We start from the raw sequence: 20290 nt of genomic DNA on the forward strand, positions 1-20290 counted from the left end.
TTTTTAAATATTTATTTTGGGGCCTTGATGATGGATTTACAGAATTTAACCAGCATTTTTAAAGAACGATTATTGCGGATACCTGATTATCAGCGAGGGTATGCTTGGACGGAAAATCAATTAAAAGATTTCTGGGAAGATTTATTACAGTTACAGTTAGACCGTGTGCATTATACGGGAGTGATCACACTTGAATCTGTGCCTGAAAAAATTTGGTCAAAATGGGAAGATGATCAATGGATTATTGAGGATCTAGGCTATAAACCTTTCTATATCGTCGATGGTCAACAGCGTTTGACGACGTCAATGATCTTGATTCAAGCAATTATTGAAAGTCTGGAAGAAGGCCAAATTATTGCTTCTCAGTCTGCACAAAAAATTAAAGAAAAATTTATTGTGTTGCAAGCTGAACAAAGTATCGCAAAAAGCTTTATTTTTGGTTATGAAAAAGATAATCCAAGTAATGAGTTTCTTAAAACACAAATATTCAATGAGTCATCATCAAAATATGAGTCTAAAGAAACACTGTACACTCGAAATCTAATAGCTGCCAAAGAGTTTTTCGCTGAGCGTTTGCAAGAAACTGATATAGATCAAATTGCAGTGATTTATAAGAAGCTGACACAAAAATTTAAGTTTAATCTCTATGAAATTAGTGATGAGATTGATGTCTTCGTAACGTTTGAAACTATGAATAATCGCGGTAAGCGTCTTAGTCACTTAGAGTTATTAAAAAATAGGCTTATTTATCTATCAACATTATTCCAAGATAATCATGGTAAAGAAACGCTACGCGCAGATATTAACAATGCATGGAAGACGATTTATGAATATCTTGGAAAGAGCTTAAATAATACGTTGGATGATGATGCATTCTTGCGGAATCATTGGATTATGTACTTTAAGTTTTCTAAGAAAAAAGGTGATGACTACATCAAATATTTATTGGAAGACAAATTTACTGCTAAAAGTGTATTACATGCTGAAAATGTAAATGAAGCATTGAAAATACAAGAAATATCAGATTATGTCGCAAGCCTGCAAAAATCTATTAAATACTGGTTCTATATGCATAACCCGTATTTTAAAGAAACGAATGATTTAACAGAACGTCAGAAAATTAGTTTAGAGCGATTGAATCGATTAAGCTTTAGACGCTTTAAACCTTTGATTTTGGCTGCATATGTCGCCGGGAAAGATCCAGAGCAAATCGCTTTAATGTTAGAAAGAATTGAGAAATTTAATTTCACGATTTTTAATATTAGCCAACGCCGTCCATCTACTCGTGAAACTGAGTTCTTTAATTTATCGAGAAAATTGCTTTTTGGTGAAATTGAAATTTCAGAAGCAATTGATAAAATTAATCAATCATTTAATGATTACTTTGATGCTAAGCGCTTTATTACAGCTATAGAAGATAAATATAAACTTGGCAGTCGAGAAGGTTTCTATGACTGGGATGGTCTACGCTATTTTCAATATGAATATGAGCAGCATTTAAAACGTAATGCCAAACAATCAACGGATAAATTGTCTTGGGATGAATGGAATGACAGCCACCATAAAGACTTTGTAACGATTGAGCATGTCTTCCCACAGACTCCAACAGATCCGTATTGGATTTCACATTTCGGTATGTTGAATAAAGAACAACAACATCTACTTACTCATTCTCTAGGTAATTTGGTGCCATTGTCTCGTGCAAAAAATAGTAAATTGCTCAATCATGCATTTGACTTAAAGGTCAATGATGGAAACGGATGTGGCTATTTTAATGGTTCCTATAGTGAAATTGAAATTAGTCAGCCTCCAGTGGTGTGGGATCCAGATCAGATTAAGCAACGCGGTCTAAATCTACTGAATTTTTTAGAAAAACGTTGGAATATTCAATTAGGTGATGACAGCATCAAACTTAAGTTGTTGCATGTTGACTTTCTTACTTTTAATGTATTGGAAGAAAGTGCATGAATCTAGGTCAACTACAACAAGGTCTGGAACAAGCCTTTTATACTGAACAACACCGAATCGTCTTTTGGTACGATGCGGAACAGTCCTTTAGCGAAGAAGTAAAAGCTTTAAATCTGGGGGATGTCCAGATTCTGAATATGGCAGAAGAGTCGAGTCTGGCGATCAAGCTCAAACTGGAACTACAAGATCAGCAGGGCAAATACTTGCTGTATTTCCCAAGCCCTGAGCCTGAAATTGAAAAAGACTGGTTACTGGACATCAAGCTCTATTCACGCAGCTTCTATGCCGATCGTTTCTCGATTATCTTCAATGAGCTTGGGCTACAGCAACAAAGTTTAAGAGAACATCTGGCCAAACGTGAAGAATTCCTCAAAGCCAAAGCCCGTCTGAGCGCGTTAAGACGCTATATCCAGCCTGATGCGGATGCACAGGATCTGGATATGGCTATGATTGCGGCTGTGGTCAAGGCTGATAGTGCCGAGCTAATGCACATTGTTCTGGCACTGGCAGATGAAATGGTACAGCAGAATCTGGATCTGGAAGTAAATCCTGATTCTTTTGCTGAACTGGAAAAGTTCCAACTGGTGCCAGCTTTAGTCACAGCATTACAGGCGGAAATTGGTTATCCGGCATCGGTTGAAGAATTGAATGGGGAAGCACCATTCAAGCTCGGTACGTTCTTTATCCGTTTGATGACCACAGGTTTCTGTGAAAGCTTGGGCGATATACCGCTATGGGCTCAGGAACTGGTGATGTCATCAGTCAGCTCCCGTGCAACAGCCAGAGCCTTTTTGTCGCGCTGGAGAGACAGCTCCAAATACTACCCAACCTTCGATACACTCTCCCAGACCGTGGCCAATGCACTGCGGATCCAGGAGAAGGTCGGGACTTTTGATCTGGAGCAGCTGCTCGATGTCATGACCTTTGAAGTGATTGAACAAAAGATCATTGTTGATCTGGCCAGCCAGATCCCTGCAGCAACCAAAGCTGAACTGGAACATTTCAGAACGATTATTTCTACCCGTCTGGATGGCTATTGGGCTTCCAAACATAAGGACGATGCAACTCGCCGTAAATACCGTACCGTCTATACAGCGTTGCAGGCAGCGATTGAGCTGTTCAGTTTACGACTACAGTTTGATTCCGGTTTCTATTTTGACTCCAGCGAAGCCTTGTATAAAGCCTATGAACAGGAGCTGTATCGCTTTGATATGGCCTATCGTCATTACAGTGCAGCCTCTCAGCGAGCTCATGTTGATATCCTGAAAAAACTCGATGAAGAAATCGAAAATTGCTATGCCTACTGGTTTATTGACCACTTGGCACGCAACTGGGGCGAGCGTGTAGAAGCTGAGCAACGCTTGAATGTCTGGAAAGTGGCAGATATCCCAAATCAGCAGAACTTCTACGATACCCACGTCAGACCCTTACTGGGTTCTGCAACTAAACGCCGTATTGTAGTGATCATCAGTGATGCTTTCCGCTATGAAGCTGCAGTAGAGCTGCGTGATCGTATCAATGAAAAGCGTTATTCTGAAGCGACATTGTCTTCACAGCTGGGCGTTGTCCCAAGTTACACCACACTTGGCATGGCCTCGTTGTTGCCGCATCAGACTTTGGAGTACAAAGAGGCCGCAGGTGATGATGTTTTAGTAGATGGGCAGTCCAGCAAAGGGACTGCAGCACGATCCAAAATTCTGGCTGCCTATAATGGATTGGTGGTTACCGCTGAAACGGTAAAAGGTTGGTCGCGTGATGAAGGCCGTGAAGCACTTAAAGACCATGATTTGATTTACGTTTATCACAACGTGATTGATGCTCGGGGAGACAGTGCCTCTACAGAATCAGAAACCTTTATGGCGGTGGAACATGCCATTGAAGAGCTGACTGAACTTAGCCGCAAAATCTTGATGCATTTCAATATTTCTACCCTGTTGATCACAGCCGACCATGGCTTCTTGTTCCAGCAAAGTAAACTGGAATCTGCGGATCGTTCAAGCTTGACTGAAAAACCGACCAATGCATTGAAAAGCAAAAAACGCTATGTGATTGGGCATGGTTTACCAGAGAGCAAGGAAGCATGGAAAGGCTCAACCCAAGCTACGGCAGGTACACTATCTGCGACTGATTTCTGGATTCCAAAAGGGGCGAACCGTTTCCATTTTGTAGGAGGCTCACGTTTCGTGCATGGCGGCATCATGCCTCAGGAAATCGTAGTGCCTGTACTAACGGTAAAACAGCTGCGTGGTGAAAAGGCTGGACAGCGGACCAAGCGTAAAGTTGAGGTCATTTCTACCAAATCCACGCTGAAGATGGTCAATAACATCCAGAAGTTTGATTTGATGCAAACTGAAGCTGTCAGTGAGCTGGTCATGCCAGTGACTTTATCCATTGCCATTTATGATGGGGATCTCAAAGTATCAAGTGAAGAAACCTTGACCTTTGATAGCAGTACCGACTCTGTTGCCGATCGGGTTAAACAGGTCAGGCTGTCATTGTCCGGTACTGATTTTGACCGTAAGAAAGATTACTTCCTGGTACTGAAGGACAAAGACCTGAATATCGAAATGCAGCGCTATAAGGTCACCATTGATCTGGCATTTACCGATGACTTCTTCTGATAACGAATTAACGATAGAGCGTAGCCTACATGGAATCTGCTAACGATAAAGAACTGGATCAGCTGCTGAATGAACACTTTGCTGGGCGGGTGGTACGTAAGGATCTGACTAAACTGATCAAAGAAGGGGCCAATGTCCCGGTCTATGTACTCGAATACCTGCTGGGGATGTACTGTGCCTCGGATGATCCAGAGATCATTGAGCAGGGACTACGTAACGTAAAGACCGTGCTGGCAGAGAACTATGTACGACCTGATGAAGCTGAGAAGGTGAAATCCCTGGTTCGTGAACGTGGCAGTTATAAGGTCATTGATCGGGTGACTGTAAAGCTGAATGAGCGTAAAGACAAATACGAAGCATCATTTAGTAATCTGGGCATCAAAGATGCCGAAATCTCGGCAGGCATCGTCAAAGAGTATGAAAAATTACTTGTTGGTGGTATCTGGGTCATTGCTACGCTCAGTTACTATTTTGAAGAAGGACAAACCAATTCTCCATTTGGGGTGAGTTTACTCAAGCCGATTCAAATGCCGAATATGAATATGGATGAACTTTTCAGTGGCAGAGCAGCATTAAGCACTGATCAGTGGCGCGAGAGTTTAATCCGTTCGATCGGCATGGAACCGGCTTCGTTAAAAGAGGACGTGCAATGGCACCTATTAGCGCGTATGGTTCCGTTCGTTGAAAATAACTATAACGTCTGTGAACTTGGACCACGCGGTACCGGGAAAAGCCATATTTACAAAGAGTGTTCACCGAATAGTATTCTAGTTTCAGGTGGACAAACGACTGTCGCCAACCTGTTCTATAACATGAGTAGCCGCCGTATTGGTCTGGTGGGGTTGTGGGATGTGGTGGCCTTTGATGAAGTTGCCGGTATTTCCTTTAAGGACAAAGATGGCGTTCAGATCATGAAAGACTACATGGCCTCAGGATCTTTTGCCCGTGGTCGTGAACAGATGGAAGCCTCAGCTTCGATGGTTTTTGTGGGTAATATCAACCAAAGCGTGGAATCTCTGGTTAAAACCAGCCATCTCTTGGCGCCGTTCCCTGAAGCCATGATTGATTCAGCATTCTTTGATCGCTTTCATGCCTATATCCCGGGTTGGGAAATTCCAAAAATGCGTCCGGAGTTCTTCACCAACCGTTATGGTCTAATCGTTGATTATCTGGCTGAATTCTTCAGGGAAATGCGTAAGCGTAGTTTTGCGGATGCCATTGAGAAGTACTTCAAGCTAGGGAATAACCTGAATCAGCGTGATGTGATCGCCGTTCGCAAGACGGTTTCTGGATTGATGAAGTTGCTCTACCCACATGGTCAATTTAACAAAGAAGATGTACGGCAATGCCTGGAATATGCACTGCAGGTGCGCCGTCGGGTCAAAGAACAGCTAAAGAAAATTGGTGGTATGGAATTCTATGATGTTCATTTCAGCTACATTGATAATGAGACGCTCGAAGAACATTTTGTATCAGTCAAAGAGCAGGGTGGTGGCGGACTGATTCCCGAAGGTCCAGCCAAGCCAGGTTTCTTATATACCATCGGGCTCAGTAATAAAGGCATGCCGGGGTTATACCGCTTAGAACTTCAAGTGACCAAAGGTTCAGGAAAATTGGCGACATCAGGCTTATGGAATTCAAGCAGTGCCAAGGAGCAGGTCAAGATCGCATTTGACTACTTCAAAGCCAATGCATCTCGAATCTCGGGGGGCAGTAAGGTGCTGGAACATGATTTCCACTTACATGTGGTGGAATTACAGAATACCGGCCCACTCAGCCATCTTGCTCTGCCAAGTTTAGTGGCTTTCGCCTCTGGCCTATTAGGACGTCCAATACAAAGTCAGATGGTGGTACTGGGTGATATGAGCTTGGGTGGTTCTGTGACACCGGTGGAAAGTATTGCTGAATGCCTTCAGGTTGCTTTTGATGCTGGTGCCAAGAAGGTCGCCTTACCAATGAGTAGTGCTGCAGATATCCCCACGATTCCTGTGGAACTATTTACCAAGTTCCAGACCAACTTTTATGCAGATCCGGTGGATGCTGTGTTTAAGGGGCTGGGAGTGGATTAAGTTGATTCTGTATAAATCAATTAAAGAGAAAAGCTTTTAAAATGATTAGGAAATATGAATCACATGAAGGATTTAATAACAGCTATTTTGGTTAAACAGCCCAAACTTACTGCTAGAGAAATTGCCAAAACTCTTGGTATTGAAAAGAAAGAAGTGAATGCTTTTTTATATCAAAATCAAGATATATTTTCACAAGATGAAGCCTTTTGCTGGTCTTTGGCTATAATCCCGTCAGTTAAAAATTTAGAAAGACCAATGATGAACTCTGAACTTGAATTAAATGATATTGTTAAAAATAAACTGATTCAATTGTTGGATTATGTATCTCATCAAGCTGAGGATACTCAAAAAATTCAATATGAAATGAGTGGTAATAGATTTTATTCTCATGATCTAGAAAAACTTCGTGGCTTAAAAATTCTGAATGATGACGATTGGTGGTTTCAAATTGAACGATTACAGCTTCAATCGATGCCGAAACCATCTGAAATACTCTCTTCCTATATTCATTTTGATGCCGAAAAAGAACCCACAGTTAATTTTTCTAGTTTAAATAAGATTGTATTTTTCAAAGAAGTTCATCAATTCCGCTTGCCCTACAGTAGCGTGGCATGTGATTTGATTACTAAAATTGAGATACTTCAGAAGCTATTCAAAGAATTCGAAAGTTATCAAAATATTTGGAAAGATTGGAAACAAAATAACGATGAGATTAAAAAATCTATTGTTGTTTACGATAAGTTATTCTCATGGAATACAGCGATTAATTTAGGTGGAACAGGTGATGGTGAAGAAATTGTTGCAGGCTTTGGCTTAGTTGACTGGGTACTTCCAACGACTCAAAAATCTTACTCATATCCTCTTATTACTATCCCGTTAGAAATGGAGATAGAAAAAAATGGATTAATACGTGTAGGTGCCAAAGATACACGTGCCAATATAGAAATGGATGCCATCTTATTAGAGGATGATCTGCCTACTTCAGGACAAGTAAAAGTAACCTTAAAAGAAAACTTAAATAATGGTCGCTCATTACGCCTATTTGAAAGGGAAACTTACTCTGATCTAGTTAATGCCTTCGTCGCGAATATTTTTTCAAAAGGAGCAATTGTTGAGGCTGAAAATAGGGCTATACCATCTAAAAATCTAGCGGTGACATTAACATCAGTATTGTTTAGTCGTCCTAAAAGAAATTCTATTTTAAGCGATGACATTGAGTTATTAAAAACTAAACTTAATGACCCTTCAGTGGCTATACCTGAACAACCTTTATCGTTAGTGACAGAATTAAAAAGCGATATTAATCAAAAAGAGACTTATAGTTTTAGAGGCCGTTCTGGTACTGAGGGATTCGGATCAAAAGTTGAGGAGCTTTATTTCCCGCTGCCTTATAACAAAGAACAAATTACTATTGTCCAGAATCTGCTAACCAGCAGTGGTGTAGTAGTGCAAGGTCCACCAGGTACAGGTAAAACACATAGTATTGCCAATATTATCTGCCACTATTTGGCGAATGGTAAAAAAGTACTGGTAACTGCACAGCAGTCACATGTCCTTAAAACAGTACATGAAAAGATTCCTGATGAATTAAAGCCTTTAGTAGTCAGTCGCATTGGTTCAAGCAAAGAAAGTAAAAATCAGCTTGAATCTTCAATCGATTTGATTGTGCAAAAAATTACCCAAATGAATGTTGCAGAGGTTCGAAAAACGATCGAAGTTCTAAAACATCAAATAGATCATAACCATCATGAAATGGCTTTGATTGATCGAGAAATATATAACTTTGCAGAAAAGCATTATCAGAATATTGAGGTAGATGGTAATAAAAAATTACCTATGGATATCGTGAAAACGGTATTAGAAAGTAGGGCATCTTACGAATGGTTTACCGACCAATTAACTTTCGAGGAAAAAGACCAGTTTCCTTTTTCCCAGATTGAGTTGATTCAATTGAGAGACTCAAGAAAGAAAATCGGTACAGATTTACCATACATAAATTATGGTCCTCTGCCAGCTCCTGAAAAGTTGTTAGATTCGGCGAGCCTGAAGAAATTAAGTGAGTTCTTAAAAGAAAAAGATGAGATTGAGGAATTCTTAAAGCAAAATGACCTACATAATTTCAAGGAAACTATTTCTGAATCAGAAATTAATGAGCTAAGAGATTGGTTGAAGATTTATCTAGAAGATCTAAACTTTGTTCTTGATCATGCAGAACCATGGTTATTGAGCTATTTCAAGAAGATAAATGCAGAAGATAAGGCTATGGAACTTGATATCTATAGTAACCTTATTCAAGAAGTTCAGCCTTTATTGGAATACAGGAAAACGCTACTAATTGATCCCATAGAGCTGAATTTTGAGATACAACCAAACTCAAAAGAATATCAAGCTGTTCAACGTGCTGTTGATACAGGTAAGCCATTTAATTGGTATCATTTTGGTACTGCTGAATTACAAGACCTTTTTAAGTCAATTAAAGTTTCTGGAAAATATCCCGATACATCAGATGAATGGAAAAGACTTAAAGAATATCTTGATAGAAAGCAGACTCTTAATATCTTTATGAGCAAGTGGAATAGTATTGCCGCACAATTAGACATTCCTTTAATTGAGTTAAATAATCGTAATCTCGATGAAATATTAAAAGAGTTCACGCAGCTCATCAGTAGAACCCAAAAATGCCTAGATTTAAAAAATAAATATTTGGATCAATTTAATGCGAATTATTTAAAAGTTTTTAAGAGAGCTAAATCTTTTGATTTCTACGGATTACCTAAAAATATTGATGACTTGATTCAATTGTTAGGGCAGAAGTTAAAAATATTTAATTTAGAAGTCTATCAACAACAACTGGCTGATCAAATCCTTTATTTATCAGAGTTTGGTAATAAAATACCAAATCAGTTAAAGAAAATTGTATCTCTGATTGATTCCGATTCATTACATGAAGGTGAACTTGGAGAGTATGCTGATCTATTGAAAAAATTATCACATTTAAAAGATCTAACTGAAGATTTTGAAAGAGTTAAATCCGCCAGTATTAGATTGAGTAAAACAAATGCTTTGATTCTTAGTAAACATATTCTGGAAGTTCCGTACGCTGAAGAAATTGAAGATCCTGTATTACGTAATACATTGCTAGAGGCTTGGGAATGGAAACGTCTTGAGATTTTTGTAATGGCCATCAGTAATACAAGTCAAATTGAAAATTTGTATGAGCGCCGTCGTATTCACGAGAAGAATCTATCTCAAAATTACGCTCAATTGGCAGCAAACAAGACATGGCTGGCATTAAAGGAAAATGCCTCAGACAAAATTTTAGTTGCATTACAGCGTTATAAAATTGCTGTACAACACTATGGAAAAGGGACAGGTAAGAATGCTCCACGTTATAGAAAAGATGCTCAAGTAGCCCTTAAAGAGGCAACAGCAGCTATTCCTTGCTGGGTCATGTCACATCTTCAGGTATCTGAATCTATGCCTGCTGAATTAGGCCTCTTTGACTTAGTGATTGTGGATGAGGCATCACAATCATCAATTGACGTATTACCTGTTTTAATGCGTGCTAAAAAATTATTAGTAGTGGGGGATAATAAACAAGTTTCTCCGAGTAATGTCGGTCTAGCAAGTGCTCAAATTGATGTATTGAGAAATCGTTATCTACATGGTCAGCCACATGCTGCATATTTAACACCAGATATGTCTTTATACGACATGGCTTCTTCTATCTATGAGTCAAGTGTGATGCTTCTAGAGCATTTCCGCTGTCATCCTGCGATCATTAGTTACAGCAATAAAAACTTTTATGGTAACCGTATTAAGCCAATGCGATTATCGAAGAAATCTGAGCAGTTAAGTCCAGCTTTAGTCGCAATTTATACACCGCAGGGGTATAGAGAATCTAAAAATAGCAAACATATTAATCGAATAGAAGCGAAAGCAATTATTGAGGAAATGAAACTTCTTCTTAAAGATGAACGATACACGAATAGATCAATCGGTGTGATCTCATTGTTGGGACCGGCGCAGGCTGAGTTCATTCAATCAGAAGCTTTGAATGAATTTGGTGCAGGTACTCTTACCCAAGTTCAATTTGCTTGTGGGGATGCTTCAGCATTTCAGGGTGCAGAAAGAGATATTATTTTCTTATCTATGGTAGCAGATCCTCAGAATTGTCATGCTTTGAGTCGATCCGATCATGAACAGAGATTCAACGTAGCTGCAAGCCGTGCTCGTGAACGGATGTATCTCGTCCATTCCGTGAGTCGTGATCATATATCTCCAAAAGATCTAAGGCTGAATTTACTCAATCATTTTTATGATTTGCAAGAAGATAAAAAAGCATCATTTGAAGCAAAATTAGACTTGTGTGAATCAGAGTTTGAAAAATCTGTATTTACGACACTTCATGAAATGGGTTACACAGTTACTCCACAGGTTAAGGTTGGAAGCTATCGAATCGATTTAGTCGTTGAGTCAGATGGTGATCAGCGTTTGGCTGTTGAATGTGATGGTGATAGCTATCATGGGCCAGAACAATGGCATGATGACATGACTCGTCAACGTGCTTTAGAACGCGCAGGATGGACATTCTGGAGATGCTTTGCATCGAGTTGGTCCATTGAACGTGAAAATATGATTATGTCATTAAAGGAAAAACTTGATGCAATGGGTATAAAACCTACACATGGAATGAGTAGCTTAACTCAAGATGTAGAACACAAAGTGTGGGTAGATGACGAATCTGAAATGAGTGCGGAAAGTGACATCGAGAAAGATTTGTTAATTCTTTAATTGTACTAGCTTGTATTTAAATGGATTCGCTAGCGGACACTTACCTAACTAAAGATTACAGTAGTAATCTTTAGTCATTAAAAAATATGGGGAAGTAAAAGGTTAGTGTGGAAGAGATTCTAAAGAGTTTATTTGTTTGAGAACTTTCCCACCCAATAATCCTGAGCCTGGGCCAACTATTACTTTATAATCACAATATTGAATAACTTCTTCTTTATGTTCAATGATAATTATAGCTCCAAATTTTGAAGATTTTTCATACAGGAAACTGGCAATACTAGAGGAGGTCTCAGGATCTAATCCAGCAGTAGGTTCATCAATAATTAAAATTTTATCGGTATTTCTTTGTTTGGATAAATATTCACATAGTTTTATACGTCTTAATTCACCACCAGAAAGAGTCTGAGTTTTTCTACTCAAATTCAGATGACCAAGGCATAGGCGGTCCATTACATTGAGGATGTTAGTAATTTTCTTATCATCGAAGTAATTAAGTAACTCTTTAATTTCTGTTTGATATATGTCAATAATATTTTTATCATCAACCATAGTATTCACAATATCTTGATCTGAAATATTAAATAATTTACCGTCGCAAACTGGGCATGTTAAATATATATCTTTTTCAAATCCTCTTTCATATTTGATTGTTCCTGTACCTTGGCAATTAGGGCATCCACCTAGTTTATGAGGCAGAAATTTATCAACAGCTATATTAGACTTGTTAGAAAAATATTCAGCGATAAGAATATTTAATTTTATTGTTGAGCAAAGAATTGATCTTGTTGAGTAATTAGAAACTTTTTGACTAATATAGTAAGAGTTTCCTAAATCATTGATTGCTTTTGCTAAAGAAGACTTCCCTGAACCAGAAACACCTACAAAACAAGTTAGACAATTTTGGGGAATATTAACATTCTGATTTTTTATATTATTTTTATTTAAATTAGTAAAGTGGAAAAAATTCTGAATGGTATTTTTTTCTTTTTTGAAAAGAAATGGTTTAATGATTTCATCATCACATATGTATCCACCATTTTTTCCAGCACTTTTACCAATATGGATTTTGTGATCTGCTGCATCAATAAAATATTGCTCATGTTCAACTAAAACAACAGTATTACTCTTTGATAGTTTTCTGATTTTATCAAGGACTAAAGGAAAATCAGATTTCCCTAATTGGGATGATATTTCATCGATAATAATAAGAATACCTGAAATATCAGAATTAAGGAGTCGGCTAAAATTTATTTTTTGCAGTTCTCCACCTGATAAACTTGGTATAGATCTATTAAGACTTAAATATCCAAGCCCCATATCATTAATGGATTTTATAGTACGTAAAAAATTATCATTAACTTTAATTTGATTGTTTTCAATAAAATTAATTATATCGGAAATTGGAATTGTTAAAAATAATGAAAAATCAAGTCCAAAAACCTTAATGTCCTTGTACAGGTTTAAATCTATTTTTGAACCATTACAGCTATTACACTTTTTATATTTAGTTGGTAGTGAAGAGTTCTTTATTTCATTGATTAAAGAATTAGAGTATTCAAAAGCACCAATATAATAAGCTAATTTCTGTTTTATCTTTCCATTATGTTTAAAACTGAATTTGATTTTATGATCACTTTTTCCATATAGAAGTAAGTTTTTATGATCTTCAGTTAAAAATTTAAATGGTATATCAATAGGGATTTCTTTTTCTTTACAAAATTTTAATAATAAATTGTTATAATAATTTGAAAGAGATCCGTTTTTCCAGCATAAAAATGGTTTTTCAGATAGGGTTAATTCTTCATCTATAAGTTTATTTTGCTCAATTTCTATTTCATAGCCTAGGCCATTACATTGTTTGCATGTATTGTAGGGAGAATTTATTTTTAAATAACGATATTCTGGAATTAAATTTTTATCATTATTGCTTAATAAGTTGGGAAATCTGAGATAACTATAAATTGTTGACTTAGGATTAACATTAAAATTATTTTGATTGATTGATATTGAAGGTATTATTCCAGAATATGATTCTAATATGTAGTCTCCTTGTTCTGGGAACCCATTTTCAAGAGAATCAAATTCATCTTTACACAAATTGTAAAGAGTAGAAAAAGCTAACGAGCTTTTACCAGCACCTGATCTGCCATAAATTGCTGTTATTTTATTTTTTTCAATATGGAGATCAATATTCTTTAAATTATGTGTAGTAATACCATTGATTTCAATAAATTTCATATTAACTTACTCCACACCATTCGCAATTTGGATCTTTTGGTATTTCTCTAATAGTAAAATTATTTTTTTCTATACTAAATTCAATACGTCGGTTTGATTGCTGTAAATACTCATATTTTTTAATTAATACTTTAAACGCATCTAAAGCAGCGAGAGTAGAGGCAAGACCTGAAAGTGGTGGATAGGATCCTAATTTTCTTCCTTCACGATGTAATTTTTTTATACCTTTTAAATCAATAAGATTTTTTTCGTGTAATGCTTTTTCAAAACATTTAAAACATGCAGTTAAATTAGGGATTATTGTCTGTCCTATTAATGTTAGATGAAGATTATAACCACCGCCCACTATATGTGGAATATTATTTTTCATTGCATATTTTGCAACTAATCTGCTTGTATAATCAACACTTGGTTGGTCGGCACAATTAATAATTAAATCTATATCTTCATCTAAACTATTCAGTTTGAAAAAATTATCATCCAATAAGTTATGAATGGTTTTAATTTCAATATTGTTGTCTATTTTTTTGAGATGCTCAGCTAAAACATCAGCTTTTTTTTCACCTATGTCTTTTTCAAAATAATACTGTCTATGTAAATTACTTATATCTACTGTATCGGAATCAACAAAAATAAATTTTCCTACTTTTACCTTTGCTAAATATGTAGCAATATAGCTTCCTACTGCACCTACACCAATTATCATGACTTTGGATTTTTTTAAATTTTCAATAGCATTGATAACTTCGCTAGTTGAGTGAAAGTAATCCTCTAATATATTTATTAATCTATAATTATCTTTTGTTAGGCTAAGAGAATAGGGTAGATCTTGTTCAATCAGAATAAATTCTTCTTTTAGAAAATTACTTAGAGTTTCTAATTGTCCTAGATCTATAAAATTCATTTTATTACAAATATCTTTAAGCGAATTGTTACCATTAAAACTTTGTAATAATTCCAGAATTTTATTACTATCCATCTTTAAAATTAGGCTTTCTCTTATATTAGCTCTAAAGAACTCTACAGAGTTTGCTTTGGAGATTACACCTATACTTTGACGAAATCTAAGATTATTTGTTGCAGACATTACATTCCTCCTGGCGCGTCAATACAAATTCAGTCATAACTCCCTTATTGGGTAAATATTCATATCTAATAGGTGTATGATCGAAAGATGAATCTTCGCATAGGAATTGTAGTATTTTTATACAACTAAGATTTGCTGAAAAACTACTCATCATAATCAGTCCTCCAGCTCCACCTACTGTGTAGTTATTTTCAGAATCAAATTGATTGTTTTCTACAATTACATTGGAAGTATTTATATGACTATAAGTGGGTTTCCAACCTTCTAACGCTTTAGTAAAGGTTTGTTGTGAACAATCAATACATGGGGTAAATGGAGGATTAATTAGCTCTCCTGAACTCATAAGATGAGCATCAAAGCCTCCGGCAACATATAGTGGTATTTTAAAATTCTGTAAATATCTACCAACTTTTAATGAGGTATGCCCAATATAAGGTTCATCACAGCTATTAATAACTAGATCTACTTTATTATCAATCCATCTTGATAAATCTGTATTTGGAAGTAATTTTTCATCAAAAGTTTTGATTCTTATTTTTTGATTAATCTTTGTTAAATATTTTGCTAAGGCTTGAACTTTTGATTCGCTAATATTTTCTTCTGTCGCAAATAGGTGAAGATCTATATTGCTTTTTGTAATTTTTTTAAAATCTACTAATGTTAAGGATTGTACTCCAGCTCTAACTAAAATTTCAGCAATTGTCGATCCTATTGCACCACACCCTAGAAACACAATATGTTTTGACGCTAAAATTTTTTGAGTTTCTGATCCTCGGCGATCAAGAATCATATCATCGAAGTAATTAATTTGACGATCATAGCGATGATCAATATCGATATTTAAAGAAGTATCTGTTAATAAATGTTCATTTGATAAATAAGTTATAAGTTTTTCTGCTTCTTCACTCGAAAACTTGCCAAGTTTATTTAGGATTTCAATTACAGATTTTTTACCATCCAATAATGCTAAGAATTCAGCAACATTTTTTTTGGTAATTATTTCGACTCTTTGTCTAGTTGTCATCTTATGAAAAGTAATTATTACTTTTCCATCTTGTTCTAAATCCTTAATGTAAACATCAACTGTATCTTGAATTTTGAAAAACTTATTTAACATCGAGGGCTACTCTTAAAATAAAAGTAGAACCTAAATATTCCTATTTAGGTTCTACTTTTTAATAACTTAGGATCAGTACTGGAGAATACCTTCGTTAACTTCTAGGTATTGTTCCCAAGCATCTAATGATGAGTTAGAGTCATCAGTAATACGTGTACAAGTACGTGTACAACAATCACTCACCCCTCCAGAACATGTTTTTGTATATTCTCTACTAGCATGAATATCAGGACGAACAACTTCAAAACTTAGATCTATTTTATTGGACATTTTTTTACCTATAAGATAATTTTTAAGCAAAATAAATATATGAAAAATTTCTTAAAATTTCAACAGATATGACCATAATGATGAAAAAATAACCCCCATTAAGATTAAATATTAATCAATCAGAGTTGGGAGCAAGAACTACTTTTATGACTAACGTCTAAAAAGCTTAGGTCATGTCCTCATTTGAAGAATTGGTTTTAAATTCTTAAAATTTTCCTTTGAGTTATTTTTATTTCCATATTTTCAATGGCACGCACTCTTCTTACCGAAAATATTTGGCAGCAAATTCAAAATACTATGCGATTACATGGTTGCTACCGTTCAAAAAACAGTAGAAATATCATGGAAGTGATCTTATGGAAACTGCGTACAGGCAGTCCATGGCGTGATCCACCTCCTCATTTTGGTAAATGGAATACCGTCTTTAAAAGATACCGTGACTGGGTGAAAGCTGGTGTATTTGAAACTATTTTTGCATCTGTAAATGAAGATGTTGATTTGGAATACGCCATGATTGATGGAACGATTGTTAAAGTTCATCGACATGGCCAAGGTGCAAAAGGGGGACTTTCAAACAGTCTATAGGTAAATCTCGAGGTGGAATGACCTGTAAAATTTGAATAGCCACTAATTTTGTAGACACCTTTTAGTTAGATAAAATGGCTAATTAACGAGGTGCTTATGAGCAGTAAACGATACCCTGAAGAATTCAAAATTGAAGCAGTAAAACAAGTCACTGAGAAAGGTCATAGTGTGGCTGAAGTTGCTACACGTTTAGGAACCACTACACATAGTCTGTATGCTTGGATCAAACGTTATGATCCACAGCAGCCCAAGACAACAGAATCTAGTGATCCAACTACAGAATTAGCGAAATTAAAAAAAGAGCTGCAAAGGGTCACTGAAGAAAGGGACATATTAAAAAAGGCCGCGGTGTACTTCGCAAGCCAGTCCAAATGAGGTACGCCTTTATTCGGGACAACCAACATATATGGTCTGTTCGTCGTTTATGTTCAACGTTAGATGTTCATCACAGTGGTTATTACGCCTGGTTAAAGAAACTTACCAGTATAACTGCGAGGAAGCGGCAACAGCTTTCAGGATTAATTAAACAGTTCTGGTTGGAATCTGGCGGAGTCTACGGTTATCGCAAGATTCATTGTGATTTGAAAGACGTTGGCGAAAGTTGCGGTATCAATCGAGTACATCGACTCATGAAGGCGAATGGTCTCAAGTCACAGCGCGGCTATCGCAAACCTAGAGCTAATGTTAGTACTCCATCGATTGTGGCTCGAAATACTTTAGACAGACAGTTTAACCCCACCCAGCCCAACCAGTTGTGGGTGACTGACATCACTTATATTCGCACTCATGAAGGATGGCTGTATCTTGCAGTAGTAATCGACCTATTCTCACGGCTAGTCGTTGGCTGGTCTATGAAGTCGAGAATCACAACAGATCTGGTTTTAGATGCTCTACTGATGGCTTTGTGGCGAAGAAGCCCAAAGAACAAAGTCCTGATTCATTCTGATCAAGGTAGCCAATACACCAGTCATGAATGGCAGACATTTCTCAAGTATCACAACCTTGAAAGCAGTATGAGCCGGCGTGGAAACTGCCATGATAATGCTGTTGCTGAGAGCTTCTTTCAGCTGTTAAAGCGAGAGAGGATCAAGAAGAAAATCTATGTGACAAGAACTGAAGCAAGGTCGGATATCTTTGAATATATAGAGATGTTCTATAACTCAAAACGCAGACATGGTTCCAATGGTCAGCGTTCTCCATTAGATTATGAAAAGGCCCATCAAAAGATGGTTATGTGTGTCTAGAATTTTGGTGGCTATTCAGGCTATTCAATTCTTGCCTTAGTGGATAGTCTAGGCAACCTCATTAAGTTTCGATTAATGACTGGTCAATATCACGATTTAGTAGAAACTAAACCTTTAATTGAAGATGTTGATTTTCAAGCATAACTGGCTGATAAAGCATTTGATGCAGATTGGCTCATCCAAGAACTCAATGAACGTAAAGTGAAAGTGGTGATCCCACCCAAATCTAATCGAAAAGTAATGAGAGCATTTGATACGACTATGTATAAATGGCGTCATCTCATTGAAAACTATTTCTGTAAGTTAAAAGAATTTAAACGTATAGCGATGCGTAGTTGTAAAACAGATACGAGTTTTGAAGCCATGATTCAATTGTGCGCGAGTGTAATTAACTCTCGGTAATTCTCAACAGACCCTAAACAAACCCAATAATTTTTCATTCTTTCCTAACTTCATCTGGGAGAGTTGAGTTTGATCATAGACCACTCGATAGCCTGCTTGTTGCATTTCTGCGATCAAATTCCGTTGGTCTATCCGTTCTCCCCCTTGATCTTTCGGCAGAAATTGACGCTTACCCCCGCCTAGAATCACATCAACCCCATCTTTTAATTTGACGTTATAACGCTGATAGGTATCACCTTGCGAACTTGGTACTAATTGGGATGCTATGTCATTTTCAGCATCACGATGACAAATATGGGCATAAGTCGATGCTGGTGTAGCATGCGTAATGCGAGTTGTCGTGACTACACCTGTACCCCAACCTTGTGCCTTGGCCAATTCGAGTAAAGTTTGGGTGTCTTGCTTATTCTGGTTCTGAGGATTGGTTCCACATTGATGGTTTCCAGCCTGATCTGGTTCTACTGCAATTGTTCCAGTCTGCATGGATATCACTTCATTTTTCATTTTTACACCTGTCATATAAGCACCCATCGATGGTGCGCTATCTGTAACCTGTGCATCTTCTGAGAAAGTACGAACAAATGCTGACTCTGGAAGTTGATCTATCGGCAGTTGCCCGTCTTCACCAACAGCATAGATTCGTGCAGCTGTTAGTGTCGTGATACCCATTCCATCTCCCAAGAAAAAAACCACACGTTGAGGCTGTTTTGATGGTTGTACTGAAGTAGAAGTTGATTGAACTAAAGCAGGACTTTGACAGCCCATCAAAATAACTGTGCCCAAACTACAGCATGCCAAACTCATTAATTTTTTATTAAATTTTTTCTTATGCCAAAGCATTGCATCGACTCATCTTAGGATGGTCGAAAAATACGCTTTAAATATTCAATTTAAATGACAAATTTATGAAAATATTATTATGACTACTTATATAAATTTTCCTAATTGCAAAAAATAGTGTAGCAAGTTGCTACACTATTTTTTTACTTTATTTTTCTAACATTCTTTTTAGGAAAGCTTCTAATTCTTTTAAATTTTGATCATCAAATTGTCCGATTTTTAAAGATACCTTTAATGTATTATGGTCAAATTTGATATTACCAGCAACTTTCCCATCATATTCAATTTTATGTACAATTGAAGTTTGAATTACTTCTTTCGTTTCTCTTGACTTAAAGATTTTTTCAGCTAGTGATGCCAGTTTTGTCTGTTCAACTTCTTTTTTAAGCAATTTTGACCATGCTTCAAATAATGCTTCTTTAGCATTTTCATGGTTTTCTTCATGATCTGATAGAAATTTTTTCACTGCTGTAGCAGCGGTCCGTGCTAATAATGACGGCTGTTTTTCCAAATCTTCAATCAACTCTCCAGGTAATTTTTCAAAAGATAAATATTTATACATATCTTCACGATTCATACCTAATGACTTTGCTAACTTCTGCTTATTTTTTTTTAATTTTTCATCCAAAGAAGTTAATCCAACATATATTTCATAATCTGTCAGATCTTCTCGCTTTAAATTTTCAGCTAATGTTAATAAAGCAACTTCTTCATCCGATGCATCAATAATGATTACTTCAATGGTGTTCTTATTGAGAAATTGGTGGGCTTTCAATCGTCTTTCACCAGCAATCAACTCATATTTATCATTTATTCTACGAACTGCAATTGGTTGTAATAGCCCAATTTCCTCAATTGATGCTGCTAAATCTTTAATATCTTGTTGATTAAAGAGTTTTCGAGGCTGGTTAGGGCTAGCCTGAATATCTGTAATTTGTACATTACGTCTTAGCTCTTTGACATCATTAATATGCTCCTTTTGGGCATGTTGATGCTTTTGAGTATTTTGCTGAAGACGTTTAGCCAATAGCTCTTTATTACTTACCATAGTATTT

At 36.5% G+C, this 20290-nt stretch carries 10 protein-coding genes and 1 pseudogene; 6 read left to right on the forward strand and 5 right to left on the reverse strand.

What is annotated here, in order from left to right:
* Positions 1-30 precede the first annotated feature (30 nt).
* From Aba26S_RS13815 to Aba26S_RS13830, 4 genes are all read left to right on the forward strand, one after another.
* Complete coding sequence (locus Aba26S_RS13815; RefSeq protein WP_043972761.1) at positions 31-1968, forward strand: DUF262 domain-containing protein; 1938 nt, start codon at positions 31-33, stop codon at positions 1966-1968.
* Positions 1965-4589: a BREX-1 system phosphatase PglZ type A gene (gene pglZ, locus Aba26S_RS13820; protein WP_043972763.1), complete on the forward strand. Its 2625-nt coding sequence runs from the start codon at positions 1965-1967 to the stop codon at positions 4587-4589. The genes Aba26S_RS13815 and pglZ overlap by 4 nt, the downstream gene beginning before the upstream one ends.
* 29 nt (positions 4590-4618) lie before the next feature.
* Positions 4619-6658: a protease Lon-related BREX system protein BrxL gene (brxL, locus tag Aba26S_RS13825; RefSeq protein WP_024435867.1), complete on the forward strand. Its 2040-nt coding sequence runs from the start codon at positions 4619-4621 to the stop codon at positions 6656-6658.
* Positions 6659-6721: 63 nt separating this feature from the next.
* Positions 6722-11452 carry an AAA domain-containing protein gene (locus Aba26S_RS13830; RefSeq protein ID WP_024435866.1) on the forward strand — a complete coding sequence of 1577 codons (4731 nt, stop codon included), beginning with the start codon at positions 6722-6724 and terminating at the stop codon, positions 11450-11452.
* A 102-nt stretch (positions 11453-11554) separates the two neighbouring features.
* Here Aba26S_RS13830 and Aba26S_RS13835 read toward each other — a convergent pair whose 3' ends face one another.
* From Aba26S_RS13835 to Aba26S_RS13845, 3 genes are read right to left on the reverse strand one after another with little or no spacing between them, the layout of a single operon-like run.
* Positions 11555-13690, reverse strand: a complete 2136-nt coding sequence (locus Aba26S_RS13835) for an ATP-binding cassette domain-containing protein (protein ID WP_005236267.1) — start codon at positions 13688-13690, stop codon at positions 11555-11557.
* 1 nt (position 13691) lies between these two features.
* Positions 13692-14777, reverse strand: coding sequence for a ThiF family adenylyltransferase (locus tag Aba26S_RS13840; RefSeq protein ID WP_024435865.1), 1086 nt, complete (start codon positions 14775-14777; stop codon positions 13692-13694).
* Complete coding sequence (locus Aba26S_RS13845; protein ID WP_024435864.1) at positions 14761-15894, reverse strand: ThiF family adenylyltransferase; 1134 nt, start codon at positions 15892-15894, stop codon at positions 14761-14763. The genes Aba26S_RS13840 and Aba26S_RS13845 overlap by 17 nt, the downstream gene beginning before the upstream one ends.
* 567 nt (positions 15895-16461) lie before the next feature.
* Between Aba26S_RS13845 and Aba26S_RS13850 the strand changes: the two genes are divergently transcribed.
* The gene (locus Aba26S_RS13850; protein WP_252322556.1) at positions 16462-16749 is read left to right on the forward strand and encodes a transposase; all 288 of its coding nucleotides are present in this window, start codon (positions 16462-16464) and stop codon (positions 16747-16749) included.
* Positions 16750-16845: 96 nt separating this feature from the next.
* Positions 16846-17993, forward strand: a protein-coding gene (locus Aba26S_RS13855; protein WP_155770356.1) for an IS3 family transposase whose coding sequence is annotated in 2 segments (ribosomal slippage) — positions 16846-17092 and positions 17092-17993 — 1149 coding nt in all. Because the reading frame shifts where the segments join, the coding sequence is not laid out codon by codon here.
* A gap of 417 nt (positions 17994-18410) precedes the next feature.
* Here the strand turns inward: Aba26S_RS13855 and Aba26S_RS13865 are convergent.
* Together Aba26S_RS13865 and Aba26S_RS13870 are read right to left on the reverse strand one after the other, a co-directional pair.
* Positions 18411-19235: pseudogene (locus tag Aba26S_RS13865) on the reverse strand (alkaline phosphatase); the annotation flags it as partial.
* A 148-nt stretch (positions 19236-19383) separates the two neighbouring features.
* Entirely contained in the window at positions 19384-20283 is a 900-nt protein-coding gene (locus tag Aba26S_RS13870; protein WP_043972778.1) for a ParB/RepB/Spo0J family partition protein, read from the reverse strand.
* Positions 20284-20290: the final 7 nt, after the last annotated feature.

This window comes from Acinetobacter sp. NBRC 110496 (assembly GCF_000876115.1).
Taxonomy (GTDB): domain Bacteria; phylum Pseudomonadota; class Gammaproteobacteria; order Pseudomonadales; family Moraxellaceae; genus Acinetobacter.

What these genes read in the sequence shown, in the direction of transcription:
- Aba26S_RS13815 (WP_043972761.1), top strand. Translation starts at nt 31, where the DNA reads ATGGATTTACAGAATTTAACCAGCATTTTTAAAGAACGATTATTGCGG.
- pglZ (WP_043972763.1), top strand. Translation starts at nt 1,965, where the DNA reads ATGAATCTAGGTCAACTACAACAAGGTCTGGAACAAGCCTTTTATACT.
- brxL (WP_024435867.1), top strand. Translation starts at nt 4,619, where the DNA reads ATGGAATCTGCTAACGATAAAGAACTGGATCAGCTGCTGAATGAACAC.
- Aba26S_RS13830 (WP_024435866.1), top strand. Translation starts at nt 6,722, where the DNA reads ATGAAGGATTTAATAACAGCTATTTTGGTTAAACAGCCCAAACTTACT.
- Aba26S_RS13835 (WP_005236267.1), bottom strand. Translation starts at nt 13,690, where the DNA reads ATGAAATTTATTGAAATCAATGGTATTACTACACATAATTTAAAGAAT.
- Aba26S_RS13840 (WP_024435865.1), bottom strand. Translation starts at nt 14,777, where the DNA reads ATGTCTGCAACAAATAATCTTAGATTTCGTCAAAGTATAGGTGTAATC.
- Aba26S_RS13845 (WP_024435864.1), bottom strand. Translation starts at nt 15,894, where the DNA reads ATGTTAAATAAGTTTTTCAAAATTCAAGATACAGTTGATGTTTACATT.
- Aba26S_RS13850 (WP_252322556.1), top strand. Translation starts at nt 16,462, where the DNA reads ATGCGATTACATGGTTGCTACCGTTCAAAAAACAGTAGAAATATCATG.
- Aba26S_RS13870 (WP_043972778.1), bottom strand. Translation starts at nt 20,283, where the DNA reads ATGGTAAGTAATAAAGAGCTATTGGCTAAACGTCTTCAGCAAAATACT.